Source organism: Ensifer sp. ENS11 (genome assembly GCF_014851895.1).
Lineage (GTDB): Bacteria > Pseudomonadota > Alphaproteobacteria > Rhizobiales > Rhizobiaceae > Ensifer > Ensifer canadensis.
In genome coordinates this window covers 114,119-126,996 of record NZ_JACVAN010000002.1, presented here as the reverse complement: position 1 = coordinate 126,996, position 12,878 = coordinate 114,119, and the positions used below count along the sequence as shown (strand labels likewise).

14 protein-coding genes and 3 tRNA genes are annotated in these 12,878 nt (G+C 60.5%); 16 read left to right on the top strand and 1 reads right to left on the bottom strand.

All coding sequences use genetic code 11. The features are described from left to right. The first annotated feature begins 20 nt into the window (after nt 1-20). Nucleotides 21-419, top strand: coding sequence for a cupin domain-containing protein (locus tag IB264_RS04715; protein WP_025426579.1), 399 nt, complete (start codon nt 21-23; stop codon nt 417-419). A 298-nt stretch (nt 420-717) separates the two neighbouring features. On the opposite strand, the gene IB264_RS04710 is transcribed toward IB264_RS04715, so the two are convergent. Then, a tRNA-Val gene (locus tag IB264_RS04710) sits at nt 718-793 on the bottom strand. Nucleotides 794-1,264: 471 nt separating this feature from the next. Here IB264_RS04710 and IB264_RS04705 point away from each other — a divergent pair. From IB264_RS04705 to nuoK, 15 genes are all read left to right on the top strand, one after another. Next, nucleotides 1,265-1,341: transfer RNA gene (locus IB264_RS04705), tRNA-Asp, on the top strand. A 75-nt stretch (nt 1,342-1,416) separates the two neighbouring features. Beyond that, nucleotides 1,417-1,493, top strand: a tRNA-Asp gene (locus IB264_RS04700). A 295-nt stretch (nt 1,494-1,788) separates the two neighbouring features. Next, nucleotides 1,789-2,154, top strand: a complete 366-nt coding sequence (locus IB264_RS04695) for an NADH-quinone oxidoreductase subunit A (protein WP_025426580.1) — start codon at nt 1,789-1,791, stop codon at nt 2,152-2,154. After that, on the top strand, nt 2,145-2,723 hold the full coding sequence (locus tag IB264_RS04690) for an NADH-quinone oxidoreductase subunit B family protein (RefSeq protein ID WP_025426581.1): 579 nt from the start codon (nt 2,145-2,147) through the stop codon (nt 2,721-2,723). The genes IB264_RS04695 and IB264_RS04690 overlap by 10 nt, the downstream gene beginning before the upstream one ends. 18 nt (nt 2,724-2,741) lie before the next feature. Then, entirely contained in the window at nt 2,742-3,347 is a 606-nt protein-coding gene (locus tag IB264_RS04685; RefSeq protein ID WP_025426582.1) for an NADH-quinone oxidoreductase subunit C, read from the top strand. A gap of 57 nt (nt 3,348-3,404) precedes the next feature. Beyond that, nucleotides 3,405-4,595 carry an NADH-quinone oxidoreductase subunit D gene (locus IB264_RS04680; RefSeq protein ID WP_025426583.1) on the top strand — a complete coding sequence of 397 codons (1,191 nt, stop codon included), beginning with the start codon at nt 3,405-3,407 and terminating at the stop codon, nt 4,593-4,595. Further along, nucleotides 4,595-4,849 carry a hypothetical protein gene (locus tag IB264_RS04675; protein ID WP_025426584.1) on the top strand — a complete coding sequence of 85 codons (255 nt, stop codon included), beginning with the start codon at nt 4,595-4,597 and terminating at the stop codon, nt 4,847-4,849. The genes IB264_RS04680 and IB264_RS04675 overlap by 1 nt, the downstream gene beginning before the upstream one ends. A gap of 16 nt (nt 4,850-4,865) precedes the next feature. Next, nucleotides 4,866-5,993, top strand: coding sequence for an NADH-quinone oxidoreductase subunit E (locus IB264_RS04670; protein ID WP_025426585.1), 1,128 nt, complete (start codon nt 4,866-4,868; stop codon nt 5,991-5,993). An 11-nt stretch (nt 5,994-6,004) separates the two neighbouring features. Beyond that, nucleotides 6,005-7,309: an NADH-quinone oxidoreductase subunit NuoF gene (gene nuoF, locus IB264_RS04665; RefSeq protein ID WP_025426586.1), complete on the top strand. Its 1,305-nt coding sequence runs from the start codon at nt 6,005-6,007 to the stop codon at nt 7,307-7,309. A gap of 6 nt (nt 7,310-7,315) precedes the next feature. Then, entirely contained in the window at nt 7,316-7,990 is a 675-nt protein-coding gene (locus IB264_RS04660; protein ID WP_025426587.1) for an NADH:ubiquinone oxidoreductase, read from the top strand. 103 nt (nt 7,991-8,093) lie between these two features. Continuing rightward, nucleotides 8,094-10,166: an NADH-quinone oxidoreductase subunit NuoG gene (gene nuoG / locus IB264_RS04655; protein WP_025426588.1), complete on the top strand. Its 2,073-nt coding sequence runs from the start codon at nt 8,094-8,096 to the stop codon at nt 10,164-10,166. Between the two features lie 20 nt (nt 10,167-10,186). Continuing rightward, complete coding sequence (gene nuoH, locus IB264_RS04650) at nt 10,187-11,230, top strand: NADH-quinone oxidoreductase subunit NuoH (RefSeq protein WP_025426589.1); 1,044 nt, start codon at nt 10,187-10,189, stop codon at nt 11,228-11,230. 64 nt (nt 11,231-11,294) lie between these two features. After that, nucleotides 11,295-11,786, top strand: coding sequence for an NADH-quinone oxidoreductase subunit NuoI (gene nuoI, locus IB264_RS04645; protein WP_025426590.1), 492 nt, complete (start codon nt 11,295-11,297; stop codon nt 11,784-11,786). Nucleotides 11,787-11,923: 137 nt separating this feature from the next. Further along, nucleotides 11,924-12,538 carry an NADH-quinone oxidoreductase subunit J gene (locus IB264_RS04640; protein ID WP_025426591.1) on the top strand — a complete coding sequence of 205 codons (615 nt, stop codon included), beginning with the start codon at nt 11,924-11,926 and terminating at the stop codon, nt 12,536-12,538. Nucleotides 12,539-12,566: 28 nt separating this feature from the next. Then, complete coding sequence (gene nuoK, locus IB264_RS04635) at nt 12,567-12,875, top strand: NADH-quinone oxidoreductase subunit NuoK (protein ID WP_025426592.1); 309 nt, start codon at nt 12,567-12,569, stop codon at nt 12,873-12,875. Nucleotides 12,876-12,878: the final 3 nt, after the last annotated feature.

The window sequence follows — 12,878 nt, the reverse complement described above, 5'->3', positions numbered from 1 at the left end:
GAAACCCGGAGGAACGGCAGATGGAAATCATACCCAGCGGATCGCGAGCGTCGACACGACCCTCGGCCGACTACTTCACCGGGACAGTCAGGCAGGATCCCGTCATCGAGGCAGCAGAGCCGGCCCGTGTGCGCGCCGTCAACGTGACCTTCGAGCCCGGCGCGCGGACCGCATGGCATACGCATCCGCTTGGGCAGACGCTGGTGGTGACATCGGGCAGAGGCCTGGCGCAGGTCTGGGGCGAGCCGGTGCGTGAGATTCGTACGGGAGACGTGGTCTGGTTTCCGCCAGGCGAAAAACATTGGCACGGTGCCGCGCCTGACACGGCCATGGTTCACCTCGCCATCCAGGAAGCGCTCGACGGCAAGGCGGTCGACTGGCTGGAGCATGTCACCGACGAACAGTATCGCGGCAGCTAGCTGATTCTTTTGCTCGTCTGCTGCTTTGCGATTCGTGACGAATCTGTCGCCAGCGCGTTCACAGCGCACGTGGCGTAAGGATCGCTTTCAACAAATTCGGTTGCATCGCGCGAAAGGCGCAGGTCGCTCTATCGTCGAAGCCTGTGCGGGCGTTTGCCTTGGGTCACGGTACCGACAGCTCGATCTGATGAACGCCTGAACACAGGAAGCGCAGAATTTTGGCCACGGACAGTTCGACAGTGAAAACATGAACGCAAATGCGCTTTTTGAGTCGGCGGTGGAAGTTCCAAGGAAAAAATGGTGGGCGATGAGAGACTCGAACTCCCGACATCCTCGGTGTAAACGAGGCGCTCTACCAACTGAGCTAATCGCCCTTCAGCGTTCGGACCGGATGTGTCCGCCGCGTCGGTGGCCGTGATCTAGGCGTAACCGAAAAAAACCGCAAGAGCATTTCCGTCGTTTTTTTGATTTTTTTTGCACGAGGCGACAAAAGTGCAGGAGTTGCCGGGTTTTCACATTGTGGAAAAAAGCGGAGAGCGGCGACTGTGGAAAAAGGTGATTGGCCACGCGACGACTTTCATCCGAATCCATCAGTCGCTGGCATGTATCTGTGCATTGTCTTTCCTCACGCCAGAGCCGGCTGCTGCGCAAAGGGCAGGGGCCCTCTCTCTTAAGGGGAGGTCGAGGGCGGCTTTGACATTGCCTGTGGATCAAAATTGGCTCCGTTATGGATTTGTCTCCAAACACGCTTGACACCCAAATGCGAACCGCTTAGTTAGCCGCTCATCGAACGGGCAAGCCCGCTCGGTGCCGGGGCGGAAACGCTCCAGCCACTTCAAGATGATGCGGGTGTAGCTCAGTCGGTTAGAGTGCCGGCCTGTCACGCCGGAGGTCGCGGGTTCGAGCCCCGTCACTCGCGCCATTCTTGACATGGTTTGACTTGAGGCATTCTCACGAAGCGCCGATGGTGGTAATACTGACCCCTTGGGTCATATGCGCGGGTGTAGCTCAGTCGGTTAGAGTGCCGGCCTGTCACGCCGGAGGTCGCGGGTTCGAGCCCCGTCACTCGCGCCATTTACCTCTTGATTCCTCCGATACAACGTCACTGCAAATTCTGTTTTTTGCAGTGCGGCAATCTGTCCTTCTGGCGTCGCTTTTACCGTAAAGTCTGCCCGTGCCTGCAAATCAGCGCTTTGCCGCGACACGTCGTCCAATCCTGTGCCGCGAACCGGTTTAAATGGCCCTCGAAGGCTTGCGCGCAAGCGCGGGCTGCGCTAACCACTCTGGCGTTGCAACATATTTTTCGGCCTGCGAGATTTGTTGTTTGGCGCTCTCCCATGCGCCCTCCCGCAGGCAGGGACGGATAACAATGACTGAACTTCTCGGTTCCTATGTTCCGATCGCGATTTTCATTGGAATCGCACTTGTGATCGGCGTGGCACTTTTGATTGCCCCCTTCGCCGTCGCGTTCAAGGCGCCTGATTCGGAAAAGCTGTCGGCCTACGAATGCGGTTTCAATGCGTTCGACGACGCTCGAATGAAGTTCGACATTCGTTTCTATCTTGTGTCGATCCTCTTCATCATCTTCGACTTGGAAGTCGCCTTCCTCTTTCCGTGGGCCGTCTCGTTCCACCAGCTGGGCTGGTTCGGATTCTGGTCCATGATGGTCTTCCTCAGTGTGCTGACGATCGGCTTTATCTATGAATGGAAGAAGGGAGCGCTGGAATGGAACTAGCATCCGGCACCACGCTCGTTGCGCCCAAGCCGAAGGGGATCATCGATCCCTCGACCGGCAAGCCGATCGGCAGCAATGATGCATTCTTCGGCGAGATCAACAATGAGCTCGCCGACAAGGGTTTTCTGGTTACGTCGACCGACGAGCTCATCAATTGGGCGCGCACTGGTTCGCTGATGTGGATGACCTTCGGTCTTGCCTGCTGCGCCGTCGAGATGATGCAGATGTCGATGCCGCGTTACGACGCCGAGCGCTTCGGCTTCGCGCCGCGCGCTTCACCGCGCCAGTCCGATGTGATGATCGTCGCCGGCACCCTGACCAACAAGATGGCGCCAGCGCTCCGCAAGGTCTACGACCAGATGCCGGAGCCGCGTTACGTGATCTCGATGGGCTCGTGTGCCAATGGCGGCGGCTACTATCACTATTCCTATTCCGTCGTGCGTGGCTGCGACCGTGTCGTGCCCGTTGATATCTATGTGCCAGGCTGTCCTCCCACAGCAGAAGCGCTGCTTTACGGCGTGCTTTTGCTGCAGAAGAAGATCCGCCGGACCGGCACGATCGAACGCTAAGGGTAGGGGGTCCTTAACATGAGTGAAGCCCTGAACGAGCTTGCCTCCTATCTGCGCGAGACGCGCAGCCAGCTGATTTCGGATGCCGCCATCAACTACGGCGAACTGACGCTGACGACGACGGCTGCAAACCTGATCGAGCTCTTGACGTTCCTGCGCGACGACGTGCAGTGCGCCTTCATCAACTTCGTCGATGTTTGCGGTGTCGACTGGCCTCAGCGGCCGGACCGTTTCGATGTCGTCTACCACCTGCTGTCGCCACGCCAGAATTTCCGCGTGCGCATCAAGGTTGCGACCGGTGAAGGCGAGCCTGTGCCGTCGGCCACCAGCGTCTTTCCGGGCGCCGACTGGTTCGAACGCGAAGCCTACGACATGTATGGCATTCTGTTTACCGGCCATCCGGACCTGCGTCGCATCCTGACGGACTACGGTTTCGAAGGGCATCCGCTGCGCAAGGACTTCCCGGTCACCGGGTTTGTCGAGGTTCGCTATGATGACGAAGCCAAGCGCGTCATCTATGAGCCCGTTGAACTGAAGCAGGAATTCCGTAACTTCGACTTCCTCTCCCCGTGGGAAGGGACGGAATACGTCCTGCCCGGCGACGAGAAGGCGAAAGCACGGTGAGACTAAGTCGGCCCGCGGCGACCCTTTGAGGGCGCCGTCCGGCCTGGAGCAATCGGTATGACCGAACATAACGTCCGCAATTTCAACATCAACTTTGGTCCGCAGCATCCGGCGGCGCACGGCGTTCTTCGTCTGGTGCTCGAGCTTGATGGCGAAATCGTCGAGCGTGTCGACCCGCATATCGGTCTGCTGCATCGCGGCACCGAAAAGCTGATCGAAACCAAGACCTATCTGCAGGCGATTCCCTATTTCGATCGGCTCGACTACGTCGCGCCGATGAACCAGGAGCATGCTTTTGCGCTTGCAGTGGAAAAGCTGACCGGAACCGAAGTTCCGATCCGCGGCCAGCTGATCCGCGTTCTCTATTCGGAAATCGGCCGTATCCTGTCGCATCTTCTGAACGTGACCACGCAGGCCATGGACGTCGGCGCGCTGACGCCGCCGCTCTGGGGCTTCGAGGAGCGCGAAAAGCTGATGGTGTTCTATGAGCGTGCCTGCGGCGCGCGCATGCACTCGGCCTATTTCCGTCCCGGCGGCGTGCACCAGGATCTGCCGCATGAGCTGGTCGAGGATATCGGCAAGTGGATCGACCCGTTCCTCAAGACCGTCGACGATATCGACGAGCTTCTGACTGGCAACCGCATCTTCAAGCAGCGCAACGTCGACATCGGCGTCGTCAAGCTGGAAGACGCCTGGGCCTGGGGTTTCTCGGGCGTGATGGTTCGCGGTTCCGGCGCTGCCTGGGACCTGCGCCGTTCGCAGCCCTACGAATGCTATTCGGACATGGATTTCGACATTCCGATCGGCAAGAACGGTGACTGCTTCGATCGTTACCTCATCCGCATGATCGAAATGCGCGAGTCGGCCAAGATCATGCGTCAGTGCGTGAACCGTCTGCTCGGCGATGCCAAGATTGGCCCGGTCTCGTCGATGGACGGTAAGATCGTTCCGCCAAAACGTGGTGAGATGAAGCGCTCGATGGAAGCGCTGATCCACCACTTCAAGCTCTACACCGAAGGCTACCACGTGCCGGCCGGCGAGGTTTATACAGCCGTTGAAGCGCCCAAGGGCGAATTCGGCGTCTATCTCGTCTCCGACGGTAGCAACAAGCCCTATCGCTGCAAGATCCGTGCCCCGGGCTACGCGCATCTGCAGGCGATGGACTTCCTCTGTCGCGGACACCAGCTTGCCGACGTGTCAGCCGTGCTGGGCTCCCTCGATATCGTGTTCGGTGAGGTGGATCGCTGATGCGTTTCGCGCCCCTGGCAATGGCAGGATTTCTTATGCTTGCGACGGCGGCATCCGCACAGGATTCCGTCAACAGCGAAGCGTCTGCCGCGATGCGTGGGGGCTCGATGGCCGATCTCGTGGCCAAGGGCTACGAGATCAAGGCGGCCGTGGCCAACGGCACGCGCTACATCGTATTTTTACAAAAAGACCAGTCAGCCTATGCCTGCGAATTCGTTTCGGTGACGAAATCGCGGTGTGGGTCGATTAACTGATAAGGTGTCGTGAAGAATGTCTGTTCGTCGACTAGCCGAAGACAATGTTCAGCCGGCCGCATTCGCGTTCAATCGCGAAAACGCCGCTTGGGCAAAGAAGACAATCCAGAAGTATCCGAAAGGCCGTGAGCAGTCCGCGGTCATTCCGTTGTTGATGCGGGCGCAGGAGCAGGACGGCTGGGTAACGAAGGCCGCGATCGAATCGATCGCTGACATGCTCGGCATGGCCTATATCCGCGTGCTCGAAGTTGCGACCTTCTATACCCAGTTCCAGCTGAAGCCGGTCGGAACGCGCGCTCACGTGCAGGTCTGCGGCACGACGCCGTGTATGCTGCGTGGCGCCGAAGACCTGATCCGGGTCTGCAAGAGCAAGATCGCCCACGATCCTTTCACCCTCAACGAGAGCGGCACGCTTTCCTGGGAAGAAGTGGAATGTCAGGGCGCCTGTGTGAATGCGCCGATGGTCATGATCTTCAAGGACACCTATGAAGACCTGACGCCCGAGCAGCTCGAGCAGATCATCGACCGCTTCGATGCAGGCAAGGGTGCCGAAGTCGCCACCGGTCCGCAGATCGATCGTGTCTTCTCGGCGCCGGAAGGTGGCCCGACCACGCTCATGACGCCGGACGCGCCGGCCAGGAAGGCTCCCGCGAGCGCGAAGAAGGTCAGCGATGCGCCTGTTGTCAGCGTTCCGCCATCGAACGCTGCACGGGCAAAGACCGCTGCCAGCGAAACCAACGCCGCCGTGAAGACGCCGGCGACGGCGAAGAAGGAAGCGGCGGCAAACGCCAAGGTCGAGGGCGACACCGCCGACAAGTCGAAGCCCGCCAGGGCGGCCGACGTTTCCGGCAAGCCGTCGCTTGAAGACAAGAACCGCCCGGCAGGCATCGCTAGGCCGGCGGCTGTCGACGACCTCAAGCTGATCTCCGGCGTTGGCCCGAAGATCGAAGGCACGCTGCACGAACTCGGCATCTACACGTTCGCGCAAGTCGCGTCGTGGAAGAAGGCCGAGCGCGAATGGGTCGACAGCTATCTCAATTTCAAGGGCCGGATCGAACGTGACGATTGGGTCAAGCAGGCCAAGGCGCTCGCCAAGGGTGGCGAAGCCGAATACATCAGAGTTTTCGGCAAGAAGCCGCGGTAAAGAGGTGAACCATGCTCAGAGATGAAGATCGCATCTTTACCAATATCTACGGCCTCAAGGATAAGTCTCTCAAGGGCGCGATGAGCCGCGGCCATTGGGATGGCACCAAGCAGATCCTCGAAAAGGGTCGCGACTGGATCGTCAACGAGATGAAGGCTTCGGGTCTTCGCGGTCGTGGCGGCGCAGGCTTCCCGACCGGTCTCAAGTGGTCCTTCATGCCGAAGGAAAGCGACGGGCGTCCGCACTATCTGGTCGTCAACGCCGACGAATCCGAACCGGGCACCTGCAAGGACCGTGACATCATGCGTCACGATCCGCACACCCTGATCGAAGGCTGCGTCATCGCCAGCTTCGCCATGGGTGCGCACACCGCATACATCTACGTGCGCGGTGAATATATCCGCGAGCGGGAGGCGCTGCAGGCTGCGATCGACGAATGCTACGACGCCGGCCTGCTCGGCAAGAACAACAAGCTGGGCTGGGACATGGACATCTACGTCCACCACGGCGCCGGCGCCTACATCTGCGGCGAAGAAACCGCGCTGCTCGAAAGCCTTGAAGGCAAGAAGGGCCAGCCGCGCCTGAAGCCGCCGTTCCCGGCGAACATGGGTCTCTACGGCTGCCCGACGACCGTCAACAACGTCGAGTCGATCGCAGTTGCCCCGACGATCCTGCGCCGCGGCGCTGGCTGGTTCTCGTCGATCGGCCGTCCGAACAACGTCGGCACCAAGCTGTTCATGCTCTCCGGTCACGTCAACAAGCCGTGCACGGTCGAAGAAGCGATGGGCATCACCTTCCGTGAACTCGTCGACAAGCATGCCGGTGGCATTCGCGGCGGCTGGGACAACCTGCTGGCGGTCATTCCCGGCGGCGCATCGTGCCCGGTGGTCAAGGCGGAAGACATCATTGACTGCCCGATGGATTTCGACGGGCTTCGTGAAGTCAAATCGTCCTTCGGCACGGCGGCTGCCATCGTCATGGATCGCTCCACGGACATCATCAAGGCAATTGCCCGCATCTCGGCTTTCTTCAAGCACGAGAGCTGCGGCCAGTGCACGCCGTGCCGCGAAGGCACCGGCTGGATGTGGCGCGTGATGGAACGCATGGTGCAGGGCCGCGCCCAGAAGCGCGAGATCGACATGCTGTTCGACGTCACCAAGCAGATCGAAGGTCACACGATCTGTGCTCTGGGTGATGCGGCCGCCTGGCCGATCCAGGGCCTGATCCGCAACTTCCGTCCGGAGATCGAAAAGCGCATCGACGAATACACCCGCAACGCGACGTCGCACGGCGCGGTGCTGGAAGCGGCGGAGTAACGGGCCATGGCCGGCACACGCAAGGATGGACAGGTGAGGGGAGAGGCCGAGAGCGGCATTCCGTCCGCACGTCCGCTTGGCAGTGATCCGGCCGATCCGTTCGGCATGGCCGAATGGATGAAGACCATGCCCAAAGTGCCGCTGCATCCGCTGATGGCGCATCCGGCAGGCGCCGTGGCAGCTGCCACCGCGCTTGGTTTCGGTCTGTCGAGCCACATCGCCGGCGTTATGTTCGGCGCGATGCAGGGCGCCGTCGAAGCGCTGCAGAAGGGCTCGGCCTTGGCTGGCCAGATGCAGGCAGACGCCCCGGCTGGGGTCGTTCCGACCCAAGCAGCTCCGGTTCAGGCAGAAGCAATGCCGCAAGAGACGGTGAAGCCGGTAGTCGCCAAGAAAGGCGCGGTATCAAAGCCGAAGGCTGAGAACAAGCTGGCGGAGCGCGTGAAGGCGCCGGCAGCTTCGCGGTCCAAGACCCGCACCGCCGACGACCTCAAGCGGATTTCCGGCATCGGCCCGAAGCTCGAGCAGGTCCTGAACGGCAAGGGCATTCGCCGGTTCGCCGATATCGCCGCCTGGAGTGACGCCGACATTGCCCGCTTCGACGACGAACTGGGCTTTGGCGGACGTATTCTGCGCGACGACTGGGTAAAGCAGGCAAAGGCGCTGAAAGGCGCAAAAGAATAAGAGGCGGTGACCGGCAGAGGTCGCCACCGGCAAGCAGCATGGCTGTGTTGGAATTGTCCGTCGCCTCAAGGTGGACGGATGGAAGACAGGATTGAGTACGAAGATGGCAAAGCTGAAAGTCGACGGAAAAGAGATCGAGGTCCCGGATCATTTCACGCTGCTTCAGGCGTGCGAAGAAGCCGGCGCCGAGGTTCCGCGCTTCTGTTTCCATGAGCGGCTGTCGGTCGCCGGCAACTGCCGCATGTGTCTGATCGAGGTGAAGGGAGGGCCACCAAAGCCCGCCGCCTCCTGTGCCATGGGTGTGCGCGACCTTCGTCCGGGTCCGAACGGCGAGACGCCGGAAGTCTTCACGACCACACCGATGGTCAAGAAGGCGCGCGAAGGCGTCATGGAATTCCTGCTGATCAACCATCCGCTCGATTGCCCGATCTGCGACCAGGGTGGCGAATGCGACTTGCAGGACCAGGCGATGGCCTTCGGCATCGATAGTTCGCGCTACCAGGAAAACAAGCGCGCTGTCGAAGACAAGTATATCGGCCCGTTGGTCAAGACGGTGATGAACCGTTGCATCCATTGCACGCGCTGCGTCCGTTTCACCACGGAAGTGGCCGGCATTGCCGAACTCGGCCTGATCGGCCGCGGCGAAGACGCCGAGATCACTACCTATCTTGAACAGGCCATGACCTCCGAGCTTCAGGGCAATGTCGTTGACCTCTGCCCGGTCGGCGCGCTGACCTCCAAGCCGTTCGCCTTCACGGCGCGTCCGTGGGAACTGAACAAGACCGAATCGATCGACGTGATGGACGCGCTCGGTTCGGCCATCCGCGTCGATACCCGTGGCCGCGAAGTGATGCGCATCATGCCGCGCGTCAACGAGGACATCAACGAAGAGTGGATCTCCGACAAGAGCCGCTTCATCTGGGACGGCCTGAAGACTCAGCGTCTCGACCGTCCTTATGTCAAGAAGGACGGCCGTCTGCAGGCTGCAACGTGGAGCGAAGCGTTCCAGGCGGTCAAGGCTGCCGTTGCAGCGACCTCCGGCGACAAGATCGGCGCCATCGCCGGTGACCTTGCTTCCGTAGAAGAAATGTACGCGCTGAAGGAACTGCTTGCTTCGCTCGGTTCCGAAAACGTCGACTGCCGCCAGGATGGTGCAGCGCTCGATCCGTCGCTCGGCCGCGCCAGCTACATCTTCAACCCGACCATTCAGGGGATCGAGAGCGCCGACGCGCTGCTGATCATCGGCTCGAACCCGCGCTTCGAAGCATCCGTTCTCAACGCACGCATCCGCAAGCGTTACCGGATGGGCAATTTCCCGATCGCCGTCATCGGCGAGCAGGGTGAACTGCGCTACGAATACGAATACCTCGGTGCAGGCACCGACACGCTGGCCGAACTCGTGTCCGGCAAGGGCAAGTTCGCTGCGACCTTGAAGAAGGCGCAGCGTCCGATGATCATCATCGGCCAGGGCGCCGTTGCAGGGGAGGGCGGTGCCGCCGTTCTCGCCGCTGCCGCCAAGCTTGTCGGCGCAGTGACGGCCGACTGGAACGGCTTTGCCGTTCTGCACACCGCAGCGTCCCGCGTCGGTGGTCTCGACCTCGGCTTCGTCCCGGGCAAGAACGGCAAGACGGCCGCCGAAATGGTTTCGGCCACTGACGTTCTCTTCCTGCTCGGCGCCGACGAGATCGATCTTGCTGGCCGCAAGTCCGGCTTCACTGTCTATATCGGTTCGCATGGCGACAATGGCGCCCACGCTGCCGACGTCATCCTGCCCGCCGCCACCTACACCGAAAAATCCGGCACCTGGGTCAACACCGAGGGCCGCGTGCAGATCGGCAACCGTGCCGGCTTCGCTCCGGGCGACGCCCGCGAGGACTGGGCGATCATCCGTGCGCTCTCCGACGTTCTCGGCAAGAAGCTGCCCTTTGATTCGCTTGGCGAATTACGCTCGAAGCTTTACGCCGCGCAGCCGCATTTCGCCGATGTCGACGCGATTGCCGTCGGCAGTGGCGACGAAATTGCCGCACTTGCTCAAAAAGCCGGTGAGATGGGCAAATCCGTGTTTGCGTCTCCGGTCAAAGACTTCTATTTGACGAACCCGATAGCGCGCGCATCCGCCGTCATGGCCGAATGCTCGGCTTTGGCACGCAACAACTTCAAAGCTGCGGCGGAATGAGCGCGAGGGAATAGAGTATCATGGACGCTTTCGTTTCGACCTATGTCTGGCCTGCGATCATCATGGTCGCCCAGTCGCTGCTGCTGCTGGTCGCGCTGCTGCTTTTCATCGCCTACGTTCTGCTGGCCGACCGCAAGATCTGGGCTGCTGTCCAGCTTCGCCGTGGTCCGAATGTGGTGGGCCCCTGGGGTCTTTTCCAGTCCTTTGCCGACCTTTTGAAGTTCGTCTTCAAGGAGCCGGTGATTCCGGCTGGCGCAAACAAGGCAATCTTTCTGCTCGCGCCGCTCGTCTCCGTGACGCTGGCGCTCGCCGCCTGGGCGGTTATTCCGCTCAATGCCGGCTGGGTGATCGCGAATATCAACGTCGGCATCCTCTTCGTGTTCGCCATATCTTCTCTTGAAGTTTATGGCATCATCATGGGTGGCTGGGCGTCGAACTCCAAATATCCCTTCCTCGGCGCGCTTCGTTCTGCCGCGCAGATGGTGTCTTACGAAGTCTCGATCGGCTTCGTCATCGTCACCGTCCTGTTGTGCGTGGGTTCGCTGAACCTGACTGATATCGTCAATGCGCAGAGCAACGGCATCGGTACGAACTTGGGTCTGCCCGCATCGTTCCTCGACTGGCACTGGCTCGCACTCTTCCCGATGTTCATCGTGTTCTTCATTTCGGCGCTGGCTGAAACGAACCGCCCGCCCTTCGATCTGCCGGAAGCGGAATCCGAACTCGTCGCCGGCTTCATGGTCGAATACGGCTCCACGCCTTACATGATGTTCATGCTCGGCGAGTATGCCGCCATCTGCCTGATGTGCGCGCTGACGACCATTCTCTTCCTCGGCGGCTGGCTGCCTCCGGTTGACGTCTGGTTCCTCAACTGGGTCCCGGGCATCATCTGGTTCGTTCTCAAGGCATCCTTCGTGTTCTTCATGTTCGCGATGGTGAAGGCTTTCGTTCCGCGTTACCGCTACGACCAGCTGATGCGTCTCGGCTGGAAGGTCTTCCTGCCGATTTCTCTGGCAATGGTCGTGATCACTGCATTCGTTCTCAAGCTGACGGGAGCTGCATGATGCTGGCTTTCGCTCGGTTGCATACCGCTGGCCGCTCCCAGGCCGGCAAGTCTGGAGGTAAATGATGGCCGGTCTTTCGCAAGCCGTCAGCTCGCTGTTCCTCAAGGAATTCGTCGGCGCGTTCTTTCTGTCGATGCGCTACTTCTTCAAGCCGAAGGCGACGTTGAACTACCCCTTCGAAAAGGGGCCGGTCAGCCCGCGCTTCCGTGGCGAACACGCCCTGCGCCGTTATCCGAACGGCGAAGAGCGCTGCATCGCCTGCAAGCTCTGCGAGGCGATCTGTCCTGCCCAGGCCATCACCATCGAGGCCGGCCCGCGCCGCAACGACGGCACCCGCCGCACGGTGCGCTACGACATCGACATGGTGAAGTGCATCTATTGCGGTTTCTGCCAGGAAGCCTGTCCGGTCGACGCCATCGTCGAGGGACCGAACTTCGAATTCGCCACCGAGACGCGTGAAGAGCTGTACTACGACAAAGACAAGCTCCTCGCCAATGGCGACCGTTGGGAGCGGGAAATCGCACGCAACATCGCAATGGACTCGCCCTATCGCTGAGGCCGATGCGTGGTGTCGCCCTTCAAGGCGGCACATGTGAAACAGTTTGGGGCAAAGGCCGGACATCAGTCCGGCTTTGCCAGTGGAGTGGGGGCTGCAAGAGCCTCACGCCGTGCAAGACGAAAAAGGCACCGATCATGGGTCTGCAGGTTCTTTTTTTCTATCTCTTTGCCTTCATCGCGGTGGCATCGGCATTTATGGTCATTGCGGCCAGGAACCCCGTTTATTCGGTGCTGTTCCTGATCCTGACCTTCTTCAATTCGGCGGGCCTGTTCCTGCTGGCTGGCGCCGAGTTCCTGGCGATGATCCTGCTCGTGGTCTATGTCGGCGCGGTTGCGGTGCTCTTCCTGTTCGTCGTCATGATGCTCGATATCGATTTCGCCGAACTCAGAGCCGGCGTGCTTGAATATGCGCCCGTCGGTGCGCTGATCGGTCTGATCCTGGCTGCCGAACTGATCATCGTCGTCGGCGGCGCGACCTTCTCGCCGGAGATTGCCAAGGGCATCTCGATGCCGATCCCGGCGGTTGCCGACCGGACGAACACCGCCGCACTCGGCGACGTGCTCTATACCCACTACGTCTACTTCTTCCAGATCGCGGGCCTTGTGCTGTTGGTCGCCATGATCGGCGCCATCGTCCTCACGCTGCGCCACCGCACGAACATCAAGCGCCAGAGCATTCCGCAGCAGGTTGCCCGCACGCCCGAGACCGCCGTCGAGGTGATCACGGTCAAGCCCGGGCAGGGCATTTAATTCGGACGCGAGGTCGAGGAACCAAAAAATGGAAATCGGAATTTCCCACTATCTCACCGTCAGCGCCATCCTGTTCACGCTTGGTGTCTTCGGCATCTTCCTGAACCGGAAGAACGTCATCGTCATCCTGATGTCGGTCGAACTGATCCTGCTTGCGGTCAACATCAACATGGTCGCCTTCTCGTCGTTCCTGAACGACATCACTGGCCAGGTCTTTGCTCTGTTCATTCTGACCGTCGCGGCCGCGGAAGCCGCCATCGGGCTTGCAATTCTCGTCGTCTTCTACCGCAACCGCGGCTCGATCGCTGTTGAAGACGTCAACATGATGAAGGGCTGATTG